Origin of the sequence: Kitasatospora sp. NPDC096204 (assembly GCF_044763205.1) — a bacterium.
Classification (GTDB): domain Bacteria; phylum Actinomycetota; class Actinomycetes; order Streptomycetales; family Streptomycetaceae; genus Kitasatospora.
Genome location: NZ_JBIWFT010000009.1, coordinates 149575 through 174246, shown reverse-complemented (window position 1 = coordinate 174246; position 24672 = coordinate 149575). Strand labels below are relative to the sequence as shown.

Annotated in this window: 22 protein-coding genes and 1 riboswitch; of the genes, 15 read left to right on the top strand and 7 right to left on the bottom strand. The window is 74.2% G+C overall.

The features are described from left to right. Nucleotides 1-2: 2 nt before the first annotated feature. Nucleotides 3-284 carry an Lrp/AsnC family transcriptional regulator gene (locus ACIQ87_RS12630; RefSeq protein ID WP_224278336.1) on the bottom strand — a complete coding sequence of 94 codons (282 nt, stop codon included), beginning with the start codon at nucleotides 282-284 and terminating at the stop codon, nucleotides 3-5. After that, nucleotides 281-1108, bottom strand: a complete 828-nt coding sequence (locus tag ACIQ87_RS12625) for a rhomboid family intramembrane serine protease (RefSeq protein WP_402405379.1) — start codon at nucleotides 1106-1108, stop codon at nucleotides 281-283. Before ACIQ87_RS12625 ends, ACIQ87_RS12630 begins: the two co-directional genes overlap by 4 nt. Nucleotides 1109-1309: 201 nt before the next feature. Here ACIQ87_RS12625 and ACIQ87_RS12620 point away from each other — a divergent pair, with 201 nt between their 5' ends. From ACIQ87_RS12620 to ACIQ87_RS12595, 6 genes are all read left to right on the top strand, one after another. Next, a complete protein-coding gene (locus ACIQ87_RS12620) occupies nucleotides 1310-1573 on the top strand; it encodes a hypothetical protein (protein ID WP_402405377.1) in 264 nt (87 codons plus the stop codon). A 253-nt stretch (nucleotides 1574-1826) separates the two neighbouring features. Then, nucleotides 1827-3140, top strand: coding sequence for an NYN domain-containing protein (locus tag ACIQ87_RS12615; protein ID WP_402405483.1), 1314 nt, complete (start codon nucleotides 1827-1829; stop codon nucleotides 3138-3140). 201 nt (nucleotides 3141-3341) lie between these two features. After that, nucleotides 3342-4379 (top strand): NlpC/P60 family protein, encoded by a 1038-nt coding sequence (locus ACIQ87_RS12610; protein WP_402405376.1) that lies wholly within the window; start codon nucleotides 3342-3344, stop codon nucleotides 4377-4379. Nucleotides 4380-4716: 337 nt separating this feature from the next. Next, nucleotides 4717-4870, top strand: a riboswitch (cyclic di-AMP (ydaO/yuaA leader). A gap of 10 nt (nucleotides 4871-4880) precedes the next feature. After that, nucleotides 4881-5996: an NlpC/P60 family protein gene (locus ACIQ87_RS12605; RefSeq protein ID WP_402405374.1), complete on the top strand. Its 1116-nt coding sequence runs from the start codon at nucleotides 4881-4883 to the stop codon at nucleotides 5994-5996. Between the two features lie 226 nt (nucleotides 5997-6222). Further along, a complete protein-coding gene (locus tag ACIQ87_RS12600) occupies nucleotides 6223-7269 on the top strand; it encodes an NlpC/P60 family protein (protein ID WP_402405373.1) in 1047 nt (348 codons plus the stop codon). Nucleotides 7270-7448: 179 nt separating this feature from the next. Then, on the top strand, nucleotides 7449-8480 hold the full coding sequence (locus ACIQ87_RS12595; protein ID WP_402405371.1) for a hypothetical protein: 1032 nt from the start codon (nucleotides 7449-7451) through the stop codon (nucleotides 8478-8480). 12 nt (nucleotides 8481-8492) lie between these two features. On the opposite strand, the gene ACIQ87_RS12590 is transcribed toward ACIQ87_RS12595, so the two are convergent. Further along, complete coding sequence (locus tag ACIQ87_RS12590; RefSeq protein WP_402405370.1) at nucleotides 8493-9863, bottom strand: glycosyltransferase 87 family protein; 1371 nt, start codon at nucleotides 9861-9863, stop codon at nucleotides 8493-8495. 216 nt (nucleotides 9864-10079) lie between these two features. On the opposite strand from ACIQ87_RS12590, the gene ACIQ87_RS12585 reads away from it, so the two are divergent. Next, the gene (locus tag ACIQ87_RS12585; RefSeq protein ID WP_402405368.1) at nucleotides 10080-11216 is read left to right on the top strand and encodes a glycosyltransferase family 4 protein; all 1137 of its coding nucleotides are present in this window, start codon (nucleotides 10080-10082) and stop codon (nucleotides 11214-11216) included. A gap of 55 nt (nucleotides 11217-11271) precedes the next feature. Here ACIQ87_RS12585 and ACIQ87_RS12580 read toward each other — a convergent pair whose 3' ends face one another. After that, nucleotides 11272-13065, bottom strand: a complete 1794-nt coding sequence (locus ACIQ87_RS12580) for an AMP-dependent synthetase/ligase (protein ID WP_402405366.1) — start codon at nucleotides 13063-13065, stop codon at nucleotides 11272-11274. A 337-nt stretch (nucleotides 13066-13402) separates the two neighbouring features. Here ACIQ87_RS12580 and ACIQ87_RS12575 point away from each other — a divergent pair, with 337 nt between their 5' ends. From ACIQ87_RS12575 to ACIQ87_RS12555, 5 genes are all read left to right on the top strand, one after another. Then, on the top strand, nucleotides 13403-13864 hold the full coding sequence (locus ACIQ87_RS12575) for an SRPBCC family protein (RefSeq protein ID WP_402405364.1): 462 nt from the start codon (nucleotides 13403-13405) through the stop codon (nucleotides 13862-13864). 24 nt (nucleotides 13865-13888) lie between these two features. Next, nucleotides 13889-15061: an ArsA family ATPase gene (locus tag ACIQ87_RS12570; RefSeq protein WP_402405363.1), complete on the top strand. Its 1173-nt coding sequence runs from the start codon at nucleotides 13889-13891 to the stop codon at nucleotides 15059-15061. A gap of 149 nt (nucleotides 15062-15210) precedes the next feature. Then, the gene (locus tag ACIQ87_RS12565; protein WP_402405362.1) at nucleotides 15211-15684 is read left to right on the top strand and encodes a DUF5304 family protein; all 474 of its coding nucleotides are present in this window, start codon (nucleotides 15211-15213) and stop codon (nucleotides 15682-15684) included. 191 nt (nucleotides 15685-15875) lie between these two features. Then, nucleotides 15876-16820, top strand: a complete 945-nt coding sequence (locus ACIQ87_RS12560; RefSeq protein ID WP_392869385.1) for an ROK family glucokinase — start codon at nucleotides 15876-15878, stop codon at nucleotides 16818-16820. A gap of 208 nt (nucleotides 16821-17028) precedes the next feature. Beyond that, nucleotides 17029-17856 (top strand): endonuclease/exonuclease/phosphatase family protein, encoded by an 828-nt coding sequence (locus ACIQ87_RS12555; protein ID WP_402405360.1) that lies wholly within the window; start codon nucleotides 17029-17031, stop codon nucleotides 17854-17856. Here the strand turns inward: ACIQ87_RS12555 and ACIQ87_RS12550 are convergent. Both ACIQ87_RS12550 and ACIQ87_RS12545 read right to left on the bottom strand, forming a co-directional pair. Continuing rightward, nucleotides 17853-18611, bottom strand: coding sequence for a hypothetical protein (locus tag ACIQ87_RS12550; protein ID WP_402405358.1), 759 nt, complete (start codon nucleotides 18609-18611; stop codon nucleotides 17853-17855). The genes ACIQ87_RS12555 and ACIQ87_RS12550 overlap by 4 nt on opposite strands. Nucleotides 18612-18621: 10 nt before the next feature. Beyond that, entirely contained in the window at nucleotides 18622-19416 is a 795-nt protein-coding gene (locus ACIQ87_RS12545) for an alpha/beta hydrolase (protein ID WP_402405356.1), read from the bottom strand. 200 nt (nucleotides 19417-19616) lie between these two features. Between ACIQ87_RS12545 and ACIQ87_RS12540 the strand changes: the two genes are divergently transcribed. The 3 genes from ACIQ87_RS12540 to ACIQ87_RS12530 are packed head-to-tail and all read left to right on the top strand — an operon-like array spanning nucleotide 19617 to nucleotide 22406. Beyond that, nucleotides 19617-20429 (top strand): lysophospholipid acyltransferase family protein, encoded by an 813-nt coding sequence (locus tag ACIQ87_RS12540; protein WP_402405355.1) that lies wholly within the window; start codon nucleotides 19617-19619, stop codon nucleotides 20427-20429. A 58-nt stretch (nucleotides 20430-20487) separates the two neighbouring features. Further along, nucleotides 20488-21714, top strand: coding sequence for a MacS family sensor histidine kinase (macS, locus tag ACIQ87_RS12535; RefSeq protein WP_402405353.1), 1227 nt, complete (start codon nucleotides 20488-20490; stop codon nucleotides 21712-21714). After that, the gene (locus ACIQ87_RS12530) at nucleotides 21711-22406 is read left to right on the top strand and encodes a response regulator (RefSeq protein ID WP_402405351.1); all 696 of its coding nucleotides are present in this window, start codon (nucleotides 21711-21713) and stop codon (nucleotides 22404-22406) included. The genes macS and ACIQ87_RS12530 overlap by 4 nt, the downstream gene beginning before the upstream one ends. A 75-nt stretch (nucleotides 22407-22481) precedes the next feature. On the opposite strand, the gene ACIQ87_RS12525 is transcribed toward ACIQ87_RS12530, so the two are convergent. Continuing rightward, nucleotides 22482-24419, bottom strand: coding sequence for an anthranilate synthase family protein (locus ACIQ87_RS12525; protein ID WP_402405349.1), 1938 nt, complete (start codon nucleotides 24417-24419; stop codon nucleotides 22482-22484). Nucleotides 24420-24672: the final 253 nt, after the last annotated feature.

Sequence of the window (24672 nt, the reverse complement as noted above, 5' to 3'; positions counted from 1 at the left end):
CGCTACTCGTCCAGACCGAGGGCGAAGGCGGCCTCCAGGTCGTGCTGGGAGTAGGTGCGGAAGGCGATCTGGGTCTCGGTGTGGGCCACGCCCGGGACCTTGTTGAGCCGGCCCGGGATGACCTCGGCCAGGTCGTCGTGCCGACGCACCCGCACCATCGCCACCAGGTTGTAGCCGCCGGTCACCGAGTAGACCTCGCTGACGCCCTCGATGGCGGCGATGGACTCGGCGATCTCCGGGATGCGGTCGACACTGGTCTTGATCAGGACGATGGCGGTGATCACAGTTCGGGCTCCTTTGTGGGGTGCCGCCAGCGTATCGGGCGTCGGCCCGGCCGTCGCGGGGGGTGGCGGACCACGGTGCAGGCGTAGAGGAACCCGGCCGAGAAGCCGATCACGTGGACCAGGTAGGCCACCCCGGGGCCGGCCGAGTGCACCGACCACCACTGCAGGGCGAACCAGAGGCCGAGCACCAGCCAGGCGGGGAATCGCAGCGGCAGGAAGAGCAGCAGCGGGACGAGGGTGGTCACCCGGGCCCGGGGGTGGAGGCGCAGATAGGCGCCGAGGACGGCCGCGATCGCCCCGGAGGCCCCGATGAGCACCCGGGTGGAGTTCGGCGAGTGCGCCTCGGCGAGCGCGAAGCCGTACGTGGTCAGGCTGCCGGCGGCCAGGTAGAAGAGGGCGTACCGGGCCCGGCCGAGCCGCCGTTCCACGGTGGGGCCGAAGACCTGGAGGAAGAGCAGGTTCCCCAGCAGGTGCAGCCAGCCGGCGTGCAGGAACAGCCCGGTGAGGACGGACAGGGCCGGGTGCTTGCCCGGGGTCGGGGCGGCCGGGCAGCCGGGGACCGGGTCGGGGGCCTCGGCCAGCTGTTCGGCGGTCAGCGGCCGGCCGGCCAGCACCTCGGCCGGGACGGCGCCCCAGCGCTGCTCGTACCGCTGCTCCGCGCAGACCCGGGCCTGGCCGGTGCCGTACAGCGGGTTGAGCCCGGCGGCGGGGCCGAGCAGGAAGACCAGGGTGTTGAGCGCGATCAGGGCGTAGCTGACCACCGGGACGGGCACCGCCGGGCGGCCGCCCCGGGCGGCGGTGTGGTCGGGGACCGCGAGCGCCATGCGGCCAAGCATCCCTCCGGGCGCCGCAGGTGACACGGTGGTTTAGGGCAGGTGGACTAGCCGGGGAGTTCGGACGACCGGTGGCCGCGGTGGTTGCCCCAGGCAATAGGCTTGGGGCGGGCATTCCCGCCTCCCGCCGCCGATGCCGGGGCTCCGGGGGGAGCGCCTAGCCCACGCAGGGACCACCCGAGAGGACCCCCGATGACCGTCCCCGCCCTGACCGCCGAGACGCGCTGGCGCTGCACCCTGTGCGGCAACCTCACCCGCTTCGACGTGACCCGCACCGCGCGGGTGACCGAGTTCCTGCACTTCGACCTGGCCGGCGAGTCCAAGGTCGAGGAGACCGAGGTGCTCAGCGAGACGATCGAGTCGGTGCGCTGCCGCTGGTGCAACGCGGTGGACCAGGTCGAGCTGGTGGCCCGCCCGGGTGCCGAAGGGGAGCAGGCCCCCACCGAGCAGGGCTGACCCCCGCCGCCGCGGCGGGCGGGTGCGCGGAGCACCCGCCCGCGCCGCACGGGACAATACAGAACAAGACGCACGGAGCGTGACGACAGGGGCGGCCGCGGCCGTGCCCCGCTGGACCAGGATCGGAGCCGAGGACGTGGTGGACGCAGCGAAGGAGCCCGGCGAAGCCCAGGGGCTTCAGCCCGCTGCGGCCGAGGCCCAGGCCGAGGCGGCCGGGACGGCGGACGACTCCTCCGGGCCCGCGGCGGAGCGCGTGGTCGAGAAGCTCGACCGTCCGCTGCCCGAGGGGGTGCGTCGGCGCGTGGTCGGGCTGGCCTCGGACGCGCTCGGCGGGCTGCCGCCGGCCGAGCTCCCGCAGAGCCTGCGCCAGTACGTCAAGTTCACGCCGGCGCGGCGGGCCAAGTACGCGGCCACGGCGTTGGCGGCGGCGCTGGAGGCGGAGCCGGCCTTCCGGGTGCGGATAGCTGAGCGGCTGCGCCTCGGGCAGCCGGACCTGGTGAGGGCGCTGGAGTCCGGCACCGTCCCGAGCGCCGCCGATCCGATGGACGTCGCGGCCGCCGCCTACCTGGTGCGTTCGGTGGGCTGGAGCCGGCTGGTGGCCGAGGCCGGCGAGGAGGCCGAGCGGGCCGGTGCCGAGGACGCGGCCGCGGAGGCGGCCCGGCTGGTGGAGAAGCTGCAGGCCGAGCTGGCCGAGGTGCGGGCCGCCGCCCGGGCGGACCTGGACCGGCAGCGCGCCGAGTCCGACGGTGTCCGCAAGGAGGCCGAGTCGCTGCGCAAGAAGGTGCGGTCGCTGGAGAGCGACACCCGCCGGGCGCAGGCCGAGACCCGCCGGGTGAGCGGTGAGCTGGAGGCCCTGAAGGCGCAGGCCGCGGCCGAGCGCGGCGCCGCCGAGACCGAGGCGCGCAGGCTCCGGCACCGGCTCTCCGAACTGGAGACCGCGGCCGAGCAGGGCCGCCGGTCGGCCCGCGAGGGGCGCGGCGTCGAGGACATGCGGCTGCGGCTGCTGCTGGACACCGTGCTGCAGTCTGCGCAGGGGCTGCAGCGGGAGCTGGCGCTGCCGGTCTCCCAGATCCGCCCGGCGGACCTGGTGGAGGCGGTGGTGCCGGGGGCGGCCTCGCCGCACGACGTGGCCCGGCGCGGGCTGGCCGAGGACGATCCGGCGCTGCTGGACCAGCTGCTGGCGATCCCCCAGGTGCACCTGGTGGTGGACGGCTACAACGTGACCAAGACCGGCTATCCGGCGCTGCCGCTGGAGCAGCAGCGGATCCGGCTGCTGGGCGGGCTGGCGATGCTGGCCCAGCGCACCCAGGCGGAGGTCACCTGTGTGTTCGACGGGCAGGACCTGGACGTCCCGGTGATCATGGCGCCACCGCGCGGGGTCCGGGTGCGGTTCAGCCGGACCGGGGAGACGGCCGACGAGCTGATCCGCCGTCTGGTGCGGGCCGAGCCGCAGGGCCGTCCGGTGGTGGTGGTGTCCACCGACCGGGAGGTCGCGGAGGGCGTGCGGAAGGCGGGCGCGCGCCCCGTGGCGTCGGTGCTGCTGCTGAACCGGCTGGCCCGGCCCTGACCTCGGCCGATTCCGTGTGATTCCTGGTCAGGGGCGGTGTCGGGGCATGGTGAGGGGGCCGTGGAGTCAGCGTGGGGTGGCCGAGTTCATGCCATCGGGGGAGTGGCACAACGGATAGATCTTCACTAAGGTCTGGCGTCAAACCTATTTTCGGGAATCTCATCCCATCAGGTGAGTCCGATGGAAGAAGGAGCCGGTCCCTTGGCCTCCCACCGCCGTCCCAAGCAGCCGAGCCGCGCACGGATCTCCGTGCTCACCGCTGCCGCTGCGACCGCGGTCGCCCTCTCCGCCCAGGTGGCCGCGCACGCCGCGCCGCAGCCGAACAAGGCGGACGTCAAGGCGCAGATCGACCAGCTCCAGGAGGAGCAGGAGCAGGCGGCGGAGAAGTACAACGGCGCCAAGGAGCGGGCCGACCAGCTGCGCAAGCAGGCCGACCAGCTGCAGGACCAGGTGGCCCGCAGCCAGGAGCAGATGACCCAGCTCCAGGGCGGCCTGGCCGAGGTGGCGGGGGATCAGTACCGCTCCGGCGGCATCGACCCGTCCGTCCAGCTGATGCTCTCCTCCGACCCGTCCGGCTACCTGGAGAAGGCCTCGACCGTCCAGCAGGCCAGCACTAGCCAGGCCGAGGCGCTCAAGGGGCTGCTGGAGCAGCAGCGCCGGCTGGACCAGGAGAAGGCCGAGGCGGCCGCCGTGCTGGCCTCGCTGGACACCACCACCAAGGACCTCAACCAGGCCAAGGCGGACGTCAACACCAAGCTGAAGACCGCCCAGGACCTGCTGAACTCGCTCAGCGCCGCCGACCGCGCCGCGCTGAAGGCCCAGCAGGCGCAGGACGACCGCGCCTCGCGCGGCAGCGAGCGGGTCGACCTCGGCAGCCTGCCGCCGGCCAGCGGCTACGCGGCCGTGGCGATGGCCAAGGCGATGAGCAAGCAGGGCTCGCCGTACGTGTGGGGCGCCACCGGCTCGACCACCTTCGACTGCTCGGGCCTGATGGTCTGGTCGTACGGGCAGGCGGGCGTCTCGCTGCCGCGCACCTCGCAGGAGCAGGGCCACTACGGCACCCGGGTGCCCTCGCTGGACCAGGCCCAGCCGGGAGACCTGGTGATCTACGGCTCCGACATGCACCACGTCGGGATGTACATCGGCAACGGCATGGTGGTCCACGCGCCGCACACCGGTGACGTGGTGAAGGTGATGAAGGCCGACGCGATGCCGATCAACACCATCCGCCGGGTCTGACGGCCCGACACGCCCGCGGGCTCCTCGGGGGCCTGTGAAAAGCGCCACCCTCCCCGTGGGGGTGGCGTTCGGCTTTCCCGCCCTTTCGTGACCACATGCTGAGAACCGATCAGCCTTCTGTGTGCCAGTGGTCACCATCGGTCATTTTCACAAAAGAACTTGGGTAATCTTCTGTCTTTTTTCTGACAAGGATTTGAACGGATCACGGTTCAGTTACTAGGGTCATGCTCCGAACCACCGCACTGTCGATCGCCCAGCCAGGGTGTCGGCGGTGGTTACCGCCGAGTTCGCGAGGCAGCGGGGCAGGTCGAAGCGACTGCCCGACAGGGGAGCCCAGTGTTCGGGGGCGCTGCGGAGCGGAGCCGGGGAACCATGTTCCTCCGGGGTGAATCGGCGCCAGGTCGGCCGGTGAAACGGCCGTGAGGCGTCGTAGGGCATGCTTCCGGCCCGAACCCGTCAGCTCACCCGGTAGGCGGACGTAGGAAGAAGGAGTCCGCCTTCGTGGCGTCCCATCGTCGTCCCAAGCCCGCCGGTCGCGCTCGCGTCTCGATCCTGACGGGTGTCGCCGCGGCGGCCGTCGTCCTCTCCGCGCAGGGTGCCCACGCGGACCCGCAGCCGACCAAGGAACAGGTCAAGGGGCAGGTCGACCAGCTCAACGAGCAGGCCGAGGTCGCGACCGAGAACTACAACGCCGCCCAGGCCAAGCAGCAGGAGCTGGAGAAGCAGGTCTCCGGCCTGCAGGACCAGGTGGCCCGTCAGCAGGCCCAGGTCACCGAGCTCCAGGGCGGCCTCGCCGAGATCGCCGGCGAGCAGTACCGCAACGGGGGCATATCCCCGACCGTCCAGCTGATGTTCTCCTCCAGCCCGGACACCTTCCTCAGCCAGGCCGGCACGCTGAACCAGGCCGGCAGCACCCAGAAGGGGCAGCTGAAGGAACTCCAGGAGCAGCAGCGCAAGCTCGACCAGGACCGCAACGAGGCCCAGGGCAAGCTCGCCGAGCTGGAGTCGACCACCCAGCAGCTGAAGGCCTCCAAGGACGAGGTCCAGGGCAAGCTGAAGGCGGCCCAGGACCTGCTCAACACCCTGACCGAGCAGGACCGTCAGGCGCTGCGCCAGGCCGAGGAGAAGGCCGCGGCCGACGCCAGGGCCAAGGCCGACGCCGCCCAGGCGCAGCAGCAGCAGGCCGACCGCGCCTCGCGCGACAACAGCCGCGGCAACCTGGCGGCCCCCACCACCACCGCTCCGGTGAACGTGGCCGCGGGCAGCTCGCGCGGTGCCGCCGCCCTCTCGTACGCCGCGTCCAAGGTCGGCAGCCCGTACGTCTGGGGCGCCACCGGCCCGGGCTCCTTCGACTGCTCCGGTCTGATGGTCTGGGCGTTCAACCAGGCGGGCGTGTCGCTGCCGCGCACCTCGCAGGCGCAGGCGGGGGCCGGCACCCGGCTCGGTACGGACCTCTCCAAGGCCCAGCCCGGCGACCTGCTGATCTTCTACAGCGACGCCCACCACGTCGGCATCTACGCCGGCAACGGCCAGGTGCTGCACGCCCCCAAGCCGGGTGCGTCGGTGCGCTACGAGGCCGTCACCAACATGCCGCTGACGGGCATCGTGCGGGTCTGATCCCCGCTCGGACGCCTCCGGGCCCGGCCTTCCCCAGGGAAGGCCGGGCCTGCGGCTTTTCCGGCGGGTCGAGCTGATGTCCGATTAGGGGTCGAATATTCGGGTTGGGAGGGGTTTGGACTCGCTTGCCCGGACTCGCTAACGTCTGCCACCGGACTCCCGCTCTACGGCCGCCCGTCCCGGTGCGGCGGCGGGGCCGCGCCGCAGGATTGGAGCCGCTGCCGCCATGCCCGTGCACCGTCGTTCCCAACTGCTCACCCGGGCGCTGGTGCTGACCGCGGCCGCCGCCACCGCGCTGGGCGTGGCCGCCGGAGGCCGCGCCCAGGCCGCGCCGGACAGCCCGGACCCGGGCGACCGTCAGGACGTCAGGACGCAGGTCGAGCAGCTGTACGACGAGGCCGAGCAGGCCTCGGAGAAGGCGAACGCGGCGCAGGAGGCCCAGCGGCGGCTCCAGGGCGAGACCACGATCCTCCAGGGCGAGATCGCCGTCGCCCAGGACCAGCTCAACGAGCTGCGCGGTGACCTGGCGACGGTGGCCGGGGCCGAGTACCGCGGCGGCGGGTTGGCCCAGACCGCCCAGCTGTTCCTCTCGCCCGACCCGGAGGGCTACCTGGTCCGCGCCCGCACCCTGGGCCAGGCCGCCGCGCGCCAGCAGGAGACCCTGCACGAGCTGGTCACCCGCCAGCGCCGGCTCGACCAGCGCCGCTCCGAGGCGGCCGGCAAGCTCGCCGAGCTGGACCAGACCCGCCGCACGCTCGCCGACACCAAGCAGCAGATCCAGCAGCGGCTCGCCAGGGCGCAGAAGCTGCTGAACGGCCTGGGTGCCGCCGAGCGGGCCCGGATGACGGCCCAGGACGCCCGGGAGGCCGAGCAGCGCGCCACCCGGGGCACCGACCGGCTGGACCTCGGCACCGCCCCGCCCGCCTCCGAGCGCGGGGCGGCCGCGCTGGCCGCCGCGGTGCGGATGATCGGCTCCCCGTACGTCTACGGGGCCACCGGACCGCACGCCTTCGACTGCTCCGGTCTGATGTACTACAGCTGGCGGCAGGCCGGAGTGACCCTGCCGCGCACCTCGCAGGCCCAGGCGTACGCCGGGCAGCGGATCAGCCTGTCCGAAGCGCGACCGGGAGACCTGGTGATCTTCTACCGGGACATGCACCACGTCGGCATGTACGCCGGCGGCGGCGTGATCGTGCACGCCCCCCGCCCGGGCGCCAAGGTCCGCTACGAGAGCGTCACCGCCATGCCGGTCTCCGGGGTGGTCCGGCTCTGAACGCCCCGACGCCCGGTTCCGGCGACCCCGCGGACCCCGCCGAGATACCCCGTCCCCGCCGTGCGCTGTCCCGGCGGGGCGCGCTGCTGCTCGCGGCCGGCGGGCTGGCCCAGCTGTCACTGCCCCCGGCCGCCCCGGCGGCGCCGCCCGCGGCGCGCCCGGCGGACCGGCGCGGCGAGGTGGCCGCCGCACTGGCGGAGCGGGCCCGGTCGGCCCCGCCGTGGGCCGGGCTGCCGGTGGCCGAGGCGGCGTACCGCAACCTGGTGCTCGCCGCCTCCGGCGGGCCGGAACGGCTGACCGCGGCCGCCGACCTGACGGTGCGGATCGCCGGGTACGACGAGTACCCGGTGGTGTACCCGCGCCGGATCGAGTTGGTCCCGGCCGGGGACGGCTGGCGGGTGGAGCGCGAGGAGGGTGCGGGCGGACCGCCCGCGCCCTGGGACTTCGGGCCGCCGCGGTCGGCGCCGGGCGAGTACTGCCTGGTGCTCGGGCCGGCCGCCGGCCCCGACCCGGCCGAGCTGGTCGCGGTGGCGGACCGGGCGGTGCCCGCCGTCACCGAGGTGTGGGGCGGCGCCTGGCCGCAGCGGCTGCTGCTGGAGCGGCCCGCCACCGAGGAGCAGTTCGCCCGGCTGCTGGAGGGCGACCCGGACGGCTGGACGGGCATGGCGGCGGTCACCGTGGCCGCCCCCGGCGCGCCCTGGCACACCCCGGCGGACCGGGTGCTGGTCAACCCGGAGGCGTACGGGCGGCTCAGCGACTTCGGTCGCCAGGTGGTGATCACCCACGAGGCCACCCACGTCGCCACCAGGGCCGACACCCGGGCCTGGACCCCGCTGTGGCTCTCCGAGGGCGTCGCCGACTGGACGGCCTACCGCGACTCGGGCCGCGGCCCGCAGCAGATCGCCCCCGAGCTGGCCAGGGACGTCGCCGCCGGGAAACAGCCCGCCGCGCTGCCCGTCGACCGGGACTTCGCCGCCGGGGCGGACGGCATCGCCCAGGCCTACGAGCAGTCCTGGCTGGCCTGCGAGCTGATCGCCCGAACCCACGGGCCGCAGCGGCTGGTCGCCTTCTACCGGGCCGTCGGCGCGGCCGACGGGCAGGGCGAGGACCGGGAGCGCCGGACGGACCGGCTGATGCGCCGCGAGCTGGGCGTCGGGCTGGCGGAGTTCACCCGGCTCTGGCTGGAGCGGGTGGCGGCGCTGAAGGGCTGACGGGCGCCCGGCTCAGCGGTGCTGCCGGGCGGGGGCGCCCGGGTGGTCGATGCCGTCCAGCAGGTCCTGCTCGTAGGCGATGCCGGGGCGCACCGGGTAGCCGGCGGCCGGCAGCGCGGCGGGCTCGCGGTCCAGCACCACGGTGGGCGGCAGCGGCGCCTCGCCGCGGGTGGAGCGCCAGAGCCGGACGCAGGAGAGCACGGCCGCGGCCAGCAGCAGCAGGTTGCGCGCGGCCAGTACGGCGACCGCCGCGGGCTCGCTGGCCAGGACCTGGGTGAACACGGTCGGGAACTCGACCAGGGTGAGCGGGCAGGCGAGCAGGATCAGCAGCGCCACCGGCCGCTGGCTGCTGTTGCGCACGGTCAGGCAGACCGCCGCGACGCCGACCAGCCAGACCAGGTACTGGGGGCTGATCACCCGGCTGGTCACCACGAAGATCAGCAGCGCGCACAGCGCCGCGTCGTACATGGTGGCCGCGCTGCGACGCTTGGAGGTGTAGCGCCACAGCAGCAGCCAGGCGAAGCCCAGCAGGGTGCCGGCCAGCATCACCTTGCTGATCACGCTGACCCACGGCCCGAGCATCTCCGGGGAGCCGTAGTTCATGGTGACCTTGCCGTCCCAGGCACCGGCGAGCCGGGCGAAGTGCAGCGGCAGCGCGCCGAGGGACTCGACCTCGATGCCGCGGTCCTTCTGGAAGGCCAGGAACTCGAAGGCGCCGTTCATCCCGGCCGTCAGCAGGAAGCCGATCGAGACGGCGGTGGCCCCCGCCAGCGTCCAGGAGCGGCGGGTGCGGCGGCCGGAGGGGGTGCCGATCAGGCCGAGCAGCGGCCAGATCTTGACGATGCCGCCCAGGCCCAGCAGCAGTCCGCCCACCGCCGGGCGGCGGATCAGCGCCAGCAGGCCGGCCAGGGCGACCGCGGTGACGATGACGTCGAAGCGGTTGTAGATCATCGGGCCGAGCAGCGGGACGCCCACCACCCACATCCAGGCGCCGGTCAGCGCCCGGCCCCGGCGCAGGCCGGTGCGCACCAGCAGCGCGGCCGCGGCGGCGTCGGCGATCCCGCAGATCACCCAGAACGAGACCAGGTACGACCAGGGCAGCAGGCCCGGCAGCAGGATCACCAGGGCAGCGCCCGGCGGGTACTGCCAGGTCACGTCGTCAAACGGGAAGGTGCCGGTCTGGAGCACGCCGTACCAGGCGTGGTAGATCATCCAGACGTCCGCGGTGACGTCGCCGCCGGGCGCCTTCAGCACGCCCGTCGCCAGCAGCACCAGCAGGGTGCGGGTGGCGACCCAGGTGGCACCGAGCGCGGCGAGCGCCCCGAGCGGGCGGCCGAGGCGGCCGCGCGAAGAACCGGGCTCGGTGGCCGGGGCCAATTCCACTGCGCTCCCTCGTTCGTCTCGGACGTCCCCACCGGAGGCGTCGTACCGACGGACGCCCGGGCCGCGTCCTGGACGACGGCCTAGGTACTAGGACTGACCCAGGGGTCAAACGGTTGCCGTGTGCGGTTCCGTTCCCGGCGGGTCATGGTGTTGACCTATCGTACGGATCACCCAGCGGTACACCGCGCACCCCCCGACCGAGCGAGCCATGGCCTGATGCACAGAACCTTGATCGTCACCAATGACTTCCCGCCCCGCCCCGGCGGCATCCAGGCGTTCGTGCACAACATGGCCGTCCGTCAGCCCGCAGGCAGCGTGGTGGTCTACGCCTCCACGTGGCGGGACGGCAGCGAGGTGGCCCGCTTCGACGCGGAGCAGCCGTTCCCGGTGATCCGGGACCGGACGAAGGTGATGGTTCCCACACCGCGGGTCACCCGGCGGGCCGCCGAGATCCTGCGGGCGGAGAAGTGCGACGCGGTCTGGTTCGGTGCCGCCGCCCCGCTCGGGCTGATGGCGCCCACGCTGCGCCGGGCCGGGGCGGGCCGGCTGCTCGGCATGACCCACGGGCACGAGGCCGCCTGGGCCCAGCTTCCGGTCTCCCGGCAGCTGCTGCGGCGGATCGGCGCGGGCACCGACGTGCTCACGTACCTGGGCGAGTACACCCGTTCCCGGATCGCCGCCGCGGTCGGGCCGCAGGCCGCGGCCCGGATGGTCCAGCTGCCGCCGGGCGTGGACGAGACGACCTTCCACCCGGACTCCGGGGGCGCCGAGGTGCGCCGCCGGCTCGGGCTGGCGGACCGGCCGGTGGTGGTCTGCGTCTCCCGGCTGGTGCCGCGCAAGGGCCAGGACACCCTGATCGAGGCGATGCCGCAGATCCTCGCCGACGTGCCGGACGCGGTGCTGCTGATCGTCGGCGGCGGCCCGTACCGGGCGGACCTGGAGAAGCTCGCGGACGCCACCGGCGTACGGGACTCGGTGCGGTTCACCGGCTCGGTGCCGTGGGAGGAGCTGCCGGCCCACTACGGCGCCGGGGACGTCTTCGCGATGCCCTGCCGGACCCGGCGCGGGGGCCTGGACGTCGAGGGCCTGGGCATCGTCTACCTGGAGGCCTCGGCGACGGGCCTGCCGGTGGTCGCGGGGGACTCCGGCGGGGCGCCGGACGCGGTGCTGGAGGGCGAGACCGGGTACGTGGTGCCCGGCGGCTCGGCCTCGGCGGCGGCCGAGCGGATCGTGCGGCTGCTGCGCGACGAGGAACTGCGGCGGCGGATGGGCGAGGCCGGGCGGCGCTGGGTGGAGCGCTCCTGGCGCTGGGACCTGCTGGCTGGGCGGCTGACCTCGCTGCTGGCGGCGTAGCCGGTGCGGCGAAGGGCCTCGGGGGCGCCCCCGAGGCCCTTCGCCGCACCCGCGACTACTTCTTGTAGATCGCCTCGATGTCGGCGGCGTAGTCCTTCAGCACGACGTTGCGCTTGAGCTTGAGCGAGGGCGTCAGGTGGCCGCTCTCCTCGGAGAACTCGGTGTCCAGCAGTCGGAACTTCTTGACCGCCTCGGCGTGCGAGACGGCCGCGTTGCCGTCGTCCACCGCGCTCTGGAGGGCGGCCAGCAGGTCCGGGTCCTCGGCGAGGTCGGCGACGGTGGCGTCGGCCGGCTTGCCGTTGAGCTCCTTCCACTTCGGGAAGAAGTCCTGGTCGACGGTGATCAGGCAGGAGATGAAGGGCTTGCGGTCGCCGACCACCATGACCTCGCCGACCAGGGCGTGGGCCCGGATCCGGTCCTCGATGACGGCCGGGGCGACGTTCTTGCCGCCGGCCGTGACGATGATCTCCTTCTTGCGGCCGGTGATGGTCAGGTAGCCGTCGGAGTCCAGCGAGCCGATGTCGCCGGTGGCGATCCAGCCGTCCTTGAGGGCGTCGGCGGTGGCCTCGGGGTTGTTCCAGTAGCCGGTGAAGACGTGCGGGCCCTTGAAGAAGACCTCGCCGTCCTCGGCGATCCGCACGGAGGCGCCGGGCACCGGCTGGCCGACCGTACCGATCTTCTGCTTGTCCCAGGGGTTGAAGGTGGTGGCCGCGCAGGTCTCCGTCAGGCCGTAGCCCTCCAGGACGGTGAAGCCGATGCCCCGGTAGAAGTGGCCCAGACGCTCGCCGAGCGGGGCGCCGCCGGAGATGGCGTGGGTGGCCCGGCCGCCGAGGGCGGCGCGCAGCTTGCTGTAGACGAGCTTGTCGAAGACGGCGTGCTTGAGCCGCAGCACCAGCCCGGCGCCGCCGGCGTCCAGCGCCCGGCTGTAGGCGATCGCGGTGTCGGCGGCCTTGTCGAAGATCTTGCCCTTGCCGTCGGCCTGGGCCTTGGCGCGGGCGGTGTTGTAGACCTTCTCGAACACTCTGGGCACGCCCAGGACCAGGGTCGGCTTGAAGGAGGCCAGTTCGGCGGTGACGTTCCGGACGTCGGAGACGTGGCCGAGCTTGATCGGGGCCATCGCCGGGGCGATCTCGACGATCCGGGCGAACACGTGGGCCAGCGGCAGGAAGAGCAGGACGGAGCTCTCGCCGAGGCGGAACAGCGGGGCCAGGCGCTCGACGACGTTGCCGCACTCGGCCAGGAAGTTGCCGTGCGTCAGCTGACAGCCCTTCGGGCGGCCGGTGGTGCCCGAGGTGTAGACGATGGTGGCGATGTCGTCGGGGCCGGCGATCCGGCGGCGTTCGTGGATCGTCGCGTCCGGGACACCCTGACCGGCCGCGGCCAGCGCGGCGATCGCCCCGCCCTCGATCTGCCAGGTGTGCCCGAGCTCCGGCAGCCGGTCGCGGACCTCGTCGACCACCCGGACGTGCTGGTCGGTCTCGGTGATCACGGCGACGGCGCCGGAGTCGCCGAGGATCCACTCGACCTGCTCGGCGGAGGAGGTCTCGTACACCGGCACGGTGATGGCGCCGGCCGTCCAGATCGCGAAGTCCAGCAGCGTCCACTCGTACCGGGTGCGGGACATGACGGCCACCCGGTCGCCCGGCTCGACGCCCGAGGCGATCAGGCCCTTGGCGGTGGCGTGCACCTCGGCCAGGAACTGGACCGACGTCAGGTCCTGCCACCGGCCGTCCACCTTGCGGCTGAGCACGGCGAGGTCCGGGTGCTCCTCGGCGTTCCGGTGCACCGGGTCGGCGAGGTTGCCGCCGCTCGGTACCTGGTAGAGGGCCGGAAGGCTGAAGTCGAGCAAGACTGCTCCTCGTTCGCGACGCTGCGGGACGGCAGGACGTTACTGCCCGGTAGGCAGCTTCGACCAGAGGGGTCGGCCCCGGTGTTCGAAGTGTCACACCCGGCCGGGTCCGACCAGGCCGTGACCGGGTCGTTCGAATGGCACCCTACGGCAGCGTGGCCCGACCGGCCGGTAACATGCCCGCCCGCCCGGCGCCCGCCCGTGCCACGGCCGCTCGCGGAGCGAGGCCCGCGCCGCCGGGCCGCGCACCGGTCGCGATAGCCTGCTCCGGGCGGACCCGGGCCGAGCGCGCCCCGGCCGGACCGGCAGGCAGAGGGACGAGGCGGAGGGCCATTCCATGGCGGAGCACACCAGGTCGAGCATCACCATCGACGCGACCCCGGCCACGGTCATGGCCGTGATCGCCGACTTCGCCGCCTACCCGGCCTGGACCGGCGAGGTCAAGGAGATCGAGGTCCTGAAGACCGGTGAGGACGGCCGCGCCGCCGAGGTCCGGCTGCTGCTCGACGCCGGCGCCATCCGCGACGAGCACGTCCTCGCCTACACCTGGGACGGCGACCGCGAGGTCTCCTGGACGCTCGTCCGCAGCCAGATGCTCCGCTCGCTGGACGGCTCCTACACCCTCGCCCCGCTGGCCGGCGGCCGCACCGAGGTGACCTACCAGCTCGCCGTGGACGTCAAGATCCCGATGCTCGGCATGATCAAGCGCAAGGCCGAGAAGGTCATCATCGACCGCGCCCTGGCCGGCCTGAAGAAGCGCGTCGAGGACGCCGGCGGCAAGAAGCCCGCCCAGAGCTGACACCACCGAACGGGGGAGCACGGCATGACGGCGACACGCACCATCCTGGTCAGCGGCGACGCCGGCGCGCCCACGGTGGCCGCCGCCACCGCGCTGCACGCCGCCCGGCGCGGCCACCGCACCTGGCTGCTGGCCGCCGACGACCCGCACCATGCCCTGGACTCCGCCCTCGGCACCCGGCTGGAGCCCGAACCGCTGCTGTACGCCCCGGGCCTGACCGTCTCCCGGATCGACGAGCAGGCCGCCTTCCGCTACGCCGTCGGCGAGCTCACCGGCCGGCTCAAGCCCGCCCTCGACCTGCTCGGCGCCGAACAGCTCGACCCCGAGGAGCTCACCGCCCTCCCCGGCATCGCCCGGCTCGCCCTGCTGCGCGCCCTGCCCGCCGCCGACCAGGACGTCCTGGTGGTGCTCGCCCCGCCACCCGCCGAGCTGATCGCCACCCTCGCCCTGCCCGAGCAGCTCGCCCGCTACCTCGACCGGCTCGTCCCCGAGCAGCGCCAGGCCGCCCGGGCCCTGCGCCCGCTGCTGGCCGGGCTGGCCGGCGTCCCGATGCCCGCCGACTGGCTGTACGAGGGGCGCACCAAGGCCGCCGCGGCCCTCGCCGAGTCCCGTGCCGCGATCACCGACCCCGGCACCAGCGTCCGGCTGGTCGTCCCGGCCGACGCCCACCCGTACCGGGAGCTGCGCCGGATCAGGGCCGGGCTCGCGCTGCACGGGCACCGGCCGGACGCCGTGGTGGTGCACGGCGCGCTGCCCGAGGCCGCCGCCGCCTCGCCCGACCCCTGGCTGGCCGCCCTGGCCCGCCGCCGGCAGGAGGAGCTGACCGGGCTCGCCGCCGAGACCGACGCCCCGGTGCTGGTCACCGGCCTGGCCGAGGCCACCCTGGAGGCCGTCGCCGACCGGCTCTACGGGGACGGGGACGGGCCCGAGCGGCTCGCGCCCGAGCCCTGGCCGGTCGAGGACCGGCTCGCCGAGGAGGGCCTGCTGGTCTGGCACCTCGACCTGCCCGGCGCCGACCGCTCCGAGCTGGACCTCGTCCGCCGGGGCGACGAACTGGTGGTCGGACTCGGCACCCACCGCCGGGTGCTCACCCTGCCGTCCGCGCTGCGCCGCTGCACGGTGGCCGGGGCGGGGCTGCAGGAAGGGGTGCTCTCGGTGCGGTTCGCGCCCGACCCGGCGCTCTGGCCCCGGGGCTGACGGGGGCTCGGCCGGGGGCGGCCGGCGTTCGACGGGGCTCTCGGTGGGCGTCCGGTGGGCGTCCGGCGGCTTTTCGGGCCGCCCGGCCGGTCGGGTAGCGTCGGGCCGGAGGGCCGCGGGGTGCGGCCACGGCTGAGGAGGCGCCCGCGATGACCAGCACCGACGACCGCACCGAGCCCGTCGACGACCGCACCGAGCCCGGCGCCGGGCAGGACGGCGGGCACGGCGGCCAGGGGCATCCGTTCGGGCCGGAGCTGGGCCCGCTGGTGGACGAGGTGCGCCGGTTCGCCGGGGCGCTCGGCGAGAAGGCCCAGGAGGCGAGCGCCACCACCCTGATCACCCTCTCCGGGCTGGCCGACCGGCTGCGCACCCAGCAGCCGGAGGTCTACTCCCACCTCGCCGCCGCCGGCACCGGGCTCGCCGCCGCGGGCTCCGAACTGCTGGCCGCCTACCGCGCCGCCGTGGCCGGGCACGAGAGCCGCTGGACCGCCGGGCCGGGCGCGCCGACCGAGAAGATCGACCTCGACCTCGACCTCGACGCCGACGCCGACGCTGACGCCGACCTCGGCGCGGCCCGTGGCGCCGGCTTTGACGAGGCTGACGGGCCGTCCGCCAAGCAGTGAAACCGTAACTTTCGGAGGGTGATCGCGCTGCTCTCGTACGTCACGAAGGAGGAGATTAGATACGACTTTTGAAGCTTCGCGGCCCGGTTTCCCCCAGAATGTCTTCGGATAATGTATGCGAGGCTGTGTACGGGGGCCGGGTTGGGCGGTAGCGTTCCGTCCAGCGGAACGAGTGAATAGCTGAGGGACACATGGCTCTGACCATCGGCGTCGATGTCGGCGGGACCAAGATCGCGGCAGGCGTGGTCGACGACGCGGGCGCGATCCTGGCCCGGACGAGGGTGCCCACCCCGGCCGATCCGCAGTGGGCGGTCGACGCCATCGCGCAGGCCGTGCGCGAGCTCAAGGAGGAGCACCCCGACGTCACGGCGGTGGGCGTCGGAGCCCCCGGTTTCGTCGACAGCAACCGTTCCACGGTGATCTTCGCCCCCAACATCGACTGGGAGAACGAGCCGCTGCGCGGGCGGATCGAGGAGCTCACCGGCCTGTCCACCGTCGTCGAGAACGACGCCAACTGCGCGGCCTGGGCCGAGTTCCGCTTCGGCGCGGCCGCCGACCACCGCGACATGGTGCTGATCACCGTCGGCACCGGCATCGGCGGTGGCATCGTCCTGGACAGCCGGCTGCACCGCGGCCGCTTCGGCGTGGCCGGCGAGATCGGCCACCTCAACATGGTCCCCGACGGCCTGCTCTGCGGCTGCGGCGGCAAGGGCTGCTGGGAGCAGTACGGCTCCGGGCGCGCGCTGCGCCGCTACGGCCGGGAGAAGACGGCCGCCGACCCGCAGCGCGGCCACCGGATGCTGGAGCTCAACGACGGCGTGGCCGAGACCATCCGCGGCATCCACATCACCCAGGCCGCCGAGGAGGGCGACCCGCTCGCCCTGGAGTGCTACGCCGAGCTGGCCGACTGGCTGGGCCGCGGCATGGCCGACCTCGCCGCGCTGTTCGACCCGGGCGTCTTCGTGCTCGGCGGTGGCGTCTCCGACTCCGGCCGACTGCTGCTCGACCCGGTCGCCAAGGCCTTCGAGCACTACCTGACCGGCGGGGTGCACCGCCCGCGCGCCGAGGTCGTGCTGGCCTCGATGGGCTCCGCCGCCGGCATCGTCGGCGCGGCGGACCTCGCCCGCGTCCCGTAACCGCAGCCTCCCCCTTGCGCCTTCGGCCGCGGGGGAGAACTCCTTGAGCCCGCCGGCGGCGGTGCGACCGGGCCCCGACCGATCCCGGACGCACCGCCGCCGTCGCACGTCCCGGCCCGGCCGCGTACGGTCGGATCGATCCGGTGACCGCCCAGGGGAGGACCATGAGCGCCGCGACCACGAACGCCTCGACCACGAACGCCCGACCGTGAACGCCTCGACCGAGAACGCCGGCCCGAGCGCGGACGCCCCCGCGGCCGAGGCCGCCGCGAGGCCCGCACCGCTGCCGCCGCCCGGCCCGGGCCGGCTGCGCCTGCTCAGCTACAACATCCGCTCGCTGCGCGACGACCGGCGGGCGCTGGCCCGGGTGATCAGGGCCTGTGAGCCGGACCTGGTCTGCGTCCAGGAGGCCCCGCGCTACTGGCGGCCCGAGGGTCAGGCCGCCTGGCTGGCCCGGAGTACCGGGACGGCCGTGCTGGCCGGCGGCGGCCGCACCGCCGCCGGTCCGCTGCTGCTCGCCCGGCCCGGCGCGGTGGAGCTGCTGGAGGTGCACGACCGGCTGCTGCCCAAGACCCGCGGCCTGCACGCCAGGGGCTTCGCCGGCGCGCTGCTGCGACTGCCCGGCACGGCGCCGTTCACCGTCACCAGCTGCCACCTCAGCCTGGACCAGGAGGAGCGGTACGGGCAGTTCGAGCTGCTGCTCGACCAGCTCGGCATCGCCGAACTCGGTGTCGTGGCAGGGGACTTCAACGAGCACCCGGACGGGCCGGGCTGGCGGCTGCTGGCCTCCCGGCTCCAGGACGGGTACCCGACCGCGCCCTGGGGAGGCGAGTTCACCTCCGTACCGGAGCGCCCCTACCAGCGGATCGACGCCGTCTTCGCCACACCCGGGATCACCGTCCTCGGCTGCGGGGTGCCGCACGGTCTGCCCGGTGTCACCGAGGCGGACCTGCGGGCCGCGACCGACCACCTGCCGGTGCTCGCCGTCCTCGAACTGCCGAGCGGCGAGCCGAGCGGTCAGGGCGGCCGGCGCTAGACGACCGCGCCGTGGTCCGGGTCCTCCGGCTCGTCCTCGTCGCGGTCCTTCATCCGCGCGACCAGGGTGACGAAGCCGCCGAGGAAGGCGGTGATCCCCACCCAGGCCGGCCAGCCGGAGATCTCCCGCCAGACCACCGCGTCGACCAGCAGCAGGGCCGGGCCGCCGAGCACCGCCAGCCAGGCGAACTTGGCCGTCACATCGGCGGTCGGCAGCGGCGGGGGCTCCGGCGGGACGAAGTGGCCCTCGTCGGTCTCCTCGGCCAGCTCGAAGTCCCGCGGGCCCGCGCCGCCCGCCGGCATCACCGGCCGGCCGGAGCGGGGGCGGGGCTTGGGGGCGAGGTCGGAGAGGTCGTCCTGGTCGCCGCTGCCGCCGTCCTTGTAGCCACCCTTGAGCTCGTTCTGCGCCCGGAGGTTCTCGATCTCGGGCCAGTTCGGGTTGTTGAGGTCGACCGGGTCGTCGAACTGGGCGACCAGGGCGGCGAAGATCTCGTCCTGCTCGGCCTGGCTGCGCTCGGGCGCGCGGCGCGGACGGCGCTCGGCGGGGGCCGCGGGCTCGGTGGCGTCCTGCGCGGAGCCCTCGGTGGCGTCCCTGACGGCGTCCCGGACGGGCGGGGGCGTCGGGGAGCCGCCGTCCGCTCCGGTACGGTCCGCCGGCACACCGCCCGGGGCAGCGGCGTTCGTCCCGCCGTCCTTGGTCGCGCCGTCCTCGCGGGGAGTCTCGTCCCCGCCGCCCGCCGTGCTGCTCTCGTGCACTTCCGGCCCTTCAGCCATGGTGATCGTCGGATTCAACCCGGGTGACGCCCGCCGCGTGCGCGGGAGCCAGCCGTCGGATGAAGTCCTGGCTGGCCGCGAATATTTCCGCCGCGTCGTGGTCCAGCGTCGCGACGTGGAAGCTGCGCTGGCACAGCCGCTCCGTCACGTCCGTCGAGGATATCCGGGCCAGCACCAGTTCAGAGTTGGCCGGCGAGACGACGTGGTCCTGCGGGCTGTGGAAGAGCAGCACCGGCTGGGTCACCTCCGGCAGCAGCCGCTGGACATCCCGCCACAGCCGGCTCAGCGACCAGGCGGCGTGCAGCGGGGTGCGGTCGTAGCCGACCTCGGCCGCGCCCGCCCGGGCGATGTCGCCCGCGACCCCGGGCAGGCTGGGGACCAGGTGGCGCAGCACCGGCAGCAGCACACTCGCGGGGGTGTCCGAGCGCACCGACGGGTTGACCAGCACCAGGCCGGAGACGGTCGGCCCGTGCAGCGCCGCGAGCCGCAGCGCCAGCCCGCCGCCCATCGACAGCGCGCAGACGAAGACCTGCTCGCACTCCTCGGCGAGCGCCAGCAGCTCGCGCTCGACCTCCGCGTACCAGTCCTGCCAGCGGGTGACCTGCATGTCCTGCCAGCGGGTCCCGTGCCCGGGCAGCAGCGGCAGCGAGACGGTGTGGCCGGCCGCCGCCAGCTCCTCGGCCCACGGCCGCAGCGACTGCGGTGACCCGGTGAAGCCGTGGCAGAGCAGCACTCCCACCGGTCCGCCACGGTGGCGGTACGGCTCGGCACCGGGCAGCAACGGCATGGCGGACTCCTTCGCGGGCGGGTGGCGCTGGGGGAGGGACGCTGGAGGGGAGGTGCTGCGGAACCGCATCGTCCCACGCGCCGCGCCGGGTCGTACACCCCCTACGGGCGGGCCCGGGCACCGGCCCCACGGCGGGGCCGGGCGCGGCGGACGGCCGCGGGGCATTAGGATCGACCGGTCCGCATAACAGGAGGCCCGGGTTGTTCTACCGACTGATGAAGATGATCGTCGCGCCATTGCTTCGGATCTTCTTCCGGCCCTGGATCGAGGGCGAGGAGAACATCCCCGCCGAGGGTGCGGCGATCATCGCGAGCAACCACCTCTCCTTCTCGGACTCGTTCTTCTTCCCCGCGCTGATCAGGCGTCGGGTCACCTTCATCGCGAAGGCCGAGTACTTCAACACCCCGGGCCTCAAGGGCCGGCTGACCGCCGCGTTCTTCAAGGGCGTCGGCCAGCTGCCGGTGGACCGCTCGGGCGTGCGCGGCGCCGGTGAGGCCGCGATCCGCAGCGCCATCGCCGTGCTGGACCGCGGCGAGCTGTTCGGCGTCTACCCGGAGGGCACCCGTTCGCCCGACGGCAAGCTGTACCGCGGCAAGGTCGGCGGTCTGGCCCGCGTCGCGCTGGCCACCGGCGCCCCGGTGATCCCGGTCGCCATGATCGACACCGAGAAGGTGCAGCCGCCCGGCCAGGTCGTCCCCAACTTCGGTATCCGTCCCGGCATCCGGATCGGCCGCCCGCTGGACTTCTCGCGCTACCACGGCATGGAGAACGACCGCTTCATCCTCCGTTCGGTGACGGACGAGGTGATGTACGAGATCATGCGGCTGTCCGGCCAGGAGTACGTGGACATCTACGCGACCGCCGCCAAGCGGCAGATCTCCGAGGAGAAGAAGAAGGCCGACGCCGAGCGCCGGGCCGCCGCCAAGGCGGAGAAGGCGGAGGCCGCCGAAGCCGAGAAGGCGGAGAAGGCCGAGAAGGCCGCCGAGGCGGGCGGCTCGGAGAAGCCGCAGTAGCCGGAGCAGGCGCCCGGGTGGCCGCGGTGCCACCCGGACGGGCCCAGGGGAGGGGCGGATGACGGACGACGGCGGCAGAGCCGGCGCGGTCGGCGGCACGGTGGCGGCCGGCGGCATGTCCGTCGAACTCCCGCTGTGGCGGGCGATCTCCTACTTCCGGGTGCTGGCCCTGTGCTACGCGCTGCTGCGGTACTTCAACTCGTACCTGCACTTCCTGCACCCGGTGGCCGGCTGGATCTTCCTCGGCGCGCTGACCCTGTGGACCCTGGCCAGCACCCGGGCCTTCGGCAACCCGCAGCGCTGCACCTGGTACGTCCTGGGCGCCGACCTCACCCTCGCCGTCACCGGCATCGTGATGAGCGGGATGACCGACTCCCCGGCCAGGATCAGCCACGGCGCGCCGACCCTGCCGACCATCTGGGCGGCCGGCACGGTGCTCGGCTTCGCCGCGAAGGGCGGCTGGCGCCCGGCGGCGGCCTCGGGCTCGGTGATCGGCGTCGCCAACATCCTCGGCCACGGCGGTCCGACCGGCGACAACATCCACAACATCGTGCTGCTGATGGTGGCCGGCTGCGCGATCGGCTACGTGATCGAGCTGGCCCGGGCCAGCGAGGCCACCCTTACCCGGGCGCTCCAGGTCGAGGCGGCCACCCGGGAGCGCGAGCGGCTCTCCCGGGACATCCACGACGGCGTGCTCCAGGTGCTCGCCCTGGTCCAGCGCCGCGCCACGGAGTCGGGCGACGGACCGGGCCCCGGCGCGGGCTTCGCCGAGCTCGGCCGGCTGGCCGGCGAACAGGAGCGCGCGCTGCGCGCCCTGATGACGGGCGGTCCGCTGCCGTCCCAGCGCTCACCGCTGGCCGACGCCGCCGGGCCGGCGGACCCGGACGCGCCGTGCGACCTCACCGCGCTGCTGCGCCCGTACGCGGACGAGCGGATCACCCTCTCCGCCCCCGGCACCCCGGTGCTGCTGCCCGGCCTGGCGGCGGGCGAGCTCGCGGCGGCGGTCGGCGCCGCCGTCGACAACGTGCGCAAGCACGCGGGGGAGCGGGCCCGGGCCTGGATCCTGGTCGAGGACGAGCCGGAGGCCGTCACGGTCGGCATCCGGGACGACGGCCCCGGGTTCGCCCCCGGGCGGCTCGGCGAGGCGGAGCGGGCCGGCCGGCTCGGCGTCTCCCAGTCCATCCGCGGCCGGCTGCTGGACCTCGGCGGCACGGCGGAGCTGTACTCGGCGCCCGGGGAGGGCGTCGAGATCGAACTGCGCGTCCCGAGGAAGGCCACTCCATGATCGACCAGCCGATGACCGATCAGCCGACCGCCGACCGGCCGGTGCGGGTGATGGTGGTGGACGACCACCCGATGTGGCGGGACGCCGTCTCGCGCGACCTCGCCGAGGCCGGACTGGACGTGGTGGCCACCGCGGGCGACGGCGAGGAGGCCGTCCGCCGGGCCCGCGCCTGCACGCCGCAGGTGGTCGTGCTGGACCTCAACCTGCCCGGCCTGCCCGGCGCCGAGGTGTGCCGCCAGGTGGTCGCGCACGACCCGGCGGTCCGGGTGCTGGTGCTGTCGGCCAGCGGCGAGCACCAGGACGTGCTGGAGGCGGTGAAGTCCGGTGCGACCGGCTACCTGGTGAAGTCGGCCGGGCGGGAGGAGCTGCTGGACGCGGTGCGCCGTACGGCCGTCGGCGACGCGGTGTTCACCCCGGGCCTGGCCGGCCTGGTGCTCGGCGAGTTCCGCCGGCTGGCCGCCGAGCCGGCCCCGGCCTCGGCGCCGGCCGCCCCGCAGCTGACCGCCCGGGAGACCGAGGTGCTGCGGCTGGTGGCCAAGGGGCTGTCCTACCGGCAGATCGCCGACCGGCTGGTGCTGTCGCACCGGACGGTGCAGAACCACGTGCAGAACACGCTCGGGAAGCTGCAGCTGCACAACCGGGTGGAGCTGGTCCGGTACGCCATCGAGCAGGGCCTGGACGACGAGATCTGAGGACCGTCCGAAGGGTGGCCCTGGCACCCGGCCGGGGTGTGGCCGGGGGATCCGCCCCCGGCCACACCCGTCGGCTCAGCGCAGCGCGGCCGTCGCCTCGCGCAGCAGGCCCGCCACGATGTCGACCCCGTCGCGGGTGAGCACCGACTCGGGGTGGAACTGCAGCCCCGCGAAGCCGTGCCCGCGCAGCGCGTGCACGTCGCCGGTGAGGGCGTCCCGGGAGACCTCGACGCCCTCGGCGGCGAGCCGCGCCGCGTCGGCCTCCGAGCAGCGCGCGGTGAAGGTGTTGTAGAAGCCGACCGTGTGCTTGCCGCCGAACAGGTCGATGCGCTCCTGCGCCCCCTGGTACGGGACGGCCTTGCGGCCCAGCGCGAGCCCGAGCTCGGCGGCCAGCAGCTGGTGGCTCAGGCAGACCGCGAGCAGCGGCGCGGTGCGGGCGCCGGAGCGGACGGCGGTCAGCGCGTCCGCGACGATCGGCCGCAGCACCGCCATCTTGGGGTCGTCCGCGAGCGCCGGGTCGCCCGGGCCGGGGCCGAGCACCAGCGCGCCCCGGTGCGCCGCGACCCGCTCGCGCAGCCCCGGCTCGTCGTACCGGGCCACCGTCACCCGGTGGCCGAGCGAGCCGAGCAGGTGGGAGAGCATCGACGTGAAGGTGTCCTCGCCGTCCACGACCAGGGTCGGCTCGGCCTCGGTGACCTCGGCCGGCTGCTGCATCCGCAGCCAGAACGGCGCGAGGTCGGCCCGGCGGGCGTCCAGGGCGGCCTGCACCCGGTGGTCGTCGGCGAGCCGGGGCCCGGCCGGGTGGGGGAGCCGGGCGGGCGCGGGCCGGGCGCCGATCGCGGTGAGCACCCCGGCGGCCTTGGCGTGGGTCTCGGCGACCTCGGACTCCGGGACGGAGTGGCGGACCAGGGTGGCGCCGACCCGGACGACCAGCCGGCCGGTGGCCGGGTCGATGTCGGCGGTGCGGATGCAGATCGGCGAGTCCAGCAGCTGCCCGCCGCTGGCGGAGCGGCCGATCAGGGCGAGCGCGCCGGAGTAGTAGCCGCGCCCGGTGGGCTCGTAGCGCTTGATCACGCGGGTGGCGTTCTCGACCGGGCTGCCCGTGACGGTCGCGGCGAACATCGTCTCGCGGAGCACCTCGCGGACGTCCATCGAGGTGCGCCCGCGCAGCTCGTACTCGGTGTGGGCGAGGTGGGCCATCTCCTTGAGCCGGGGCCCGAGCACCTGGCCGCCGAGGTCGCCGACCGTGCACATCATCTTGAGCTCCTCGTCCACGACCATGGTGAGCTCCTCCAGCTCCTTGGGGTCGTGCAGGAAGCGGAGCAGCGAGTCGAGGTCGGAGCCACCGGTGGGGTAGCGGTAGGTGCCGGAGATCGGGTTCATCACGACGGTGCCGCCGCTCTGCCGGACGTGCACCTCGGGGGAGGCGCCGACCAGCACCCGCTCGCCGGTGAACACCAGGAAGGTCCAGTACGCGCCGCGCTCCTGCTCCAGCAGCCGGCGGAAGAGCGTCAGCGCGAGCTCGGGCCCGAAGTCCTCCAGCGTCGCGTGGAAGTCGCGCCGGATCACGAAGTTGGCGCCCTCGCCGTTGCCGATCTCGTCGCGGATCACCCGGCGGACGATCGACGCGTACGCGTCGTCGTCCACGTCGAACCCGCCACCGGCAAGTGAGACCGGCAAGTTCGGCAGGGCGTGGGTGAATTCGGCCAACGGGAGGGTGTGCTGCTCGGCCACCGAGAGGGCCTGCAGCGGGGTGCCGTCGTCGTGCGCCTCGAAGCCGCGCTCGCGGATCTGGCGGTACGGGACGAGCGCGAGCAGGTCGTGCACCGGGCCGCCGCCGGCCGGCACACCGCTGCGCACGGGCAGGTCGGCGAGGTGCTCGTAGTTGTCGACGGTGCCGACCAGCACCTCGACGGTGTCCGGGCTGAGCCGGGGGGTGCGGCGGTGCAGCAGGGCGAACGCGGGGGCGTCCGGGCCGGTGAGGCGGGAGAGCAGGTCGACGGCGGTGGTCACGGGAACGGCGTCCTTCCGGGTGGACTGGGTGAGAGGCGGTGCAAGGTCCGCTCCCGGAGGGCCGTCTGCGCAGACGCCGACGGCCGCCCCGAGGGGCGGCCGTCGTGTTCGTCTAGGAACGCGTCGTCTGTGGGCCACCCTTGGGGGAGGCCCACCACCAGGAGTGGGTGTGGGGCGCGTGCATGGGTCGAGACTAGCGGATTCACCGGGACGGGTGAGGGGGATCACGCGTTTGTCCGAGATGTGTCTCATC

Bases quoted from the DNA above. Each gene is read 5' to 3' on its own strand.
- ACIQ87_RS12625 (WP_402405379.1), bottom strand. From the start codon at position 1,108: ATGGCGCTCGCGGTCCCCGACCACACCGCCGCCCGGGGCGGCCGCCCG.
- ACIQ87_RS12620 (WP_402405377.1), top strand. From the start codon at position 1,310: ATGACCGTCCCCGCCCTGACCGCCGAGACGCGCTGGCGCTGCACCCTG.
- ACIQ87_RS12600 (WP_402405373.1), top strand. From the start codon at position 6,223: ATGCCCGTGCACCGTCGTTCCCAACTGCTCACCCGGGCGCTGGTGCTG.
- ACIQ87_RS12585 (WP_402405368.1), top strand. From the start codon at position 10,080: ATGCACAGAACCTTGATCGTCACCAATGACTTCCCGCCCCGCCCCGGC.
- ACIQ87_RS12575 (WP_402405364.1), top strand. From the start codon at position 13,403: ATGGCGGAGCACACCAGGTCGAGCATCACCATCGACGCGACCCCGGCC.
- ACIQ87_RS12570 (WP_402405363.1), top strand. From the start codon at position 13,889: ATGACGGCGACACGCACCATCCTGGTCAGCGGCGACGCCGGCGCGCCC.
- ACIQ87_RS12565 (WP_402405362.1), top strand. From the start codon at position 15,211: ATGACCAGCACCGACGACCGCACCGAGCCCGTCGACGACCGCACCGAG.
- ACIQ87_RS12560 (WP_392869385.1), top strand. From the start codon at position 15,876: ATGGCTCTGACCATCGGCGTCGATGTCGGCGGGACCAAGATCGCGGCA.
- ACIQ87_RS12545 (WP_402405356.1), bottom strand. From the start codon at position 19,416: ATGCCGTTGCTGCCCGGTGCCGAGCCGTACCGCCACCGTGGCGGACCG.
- macS (WP_402405353.1), top strand. From the start codon at position 20,488: ATGACGGACGACGGCGGCAGAGCCGGCGCGGTCGGCGGCACGGTGGCG.
- ACIQ87_RS12530 (WP_402405351.1), top strand. From the start codon at position 21,711: ATGATCGACCAGCCGATGACCGATCAGCCGACCGCCGACCGGCCGGTG.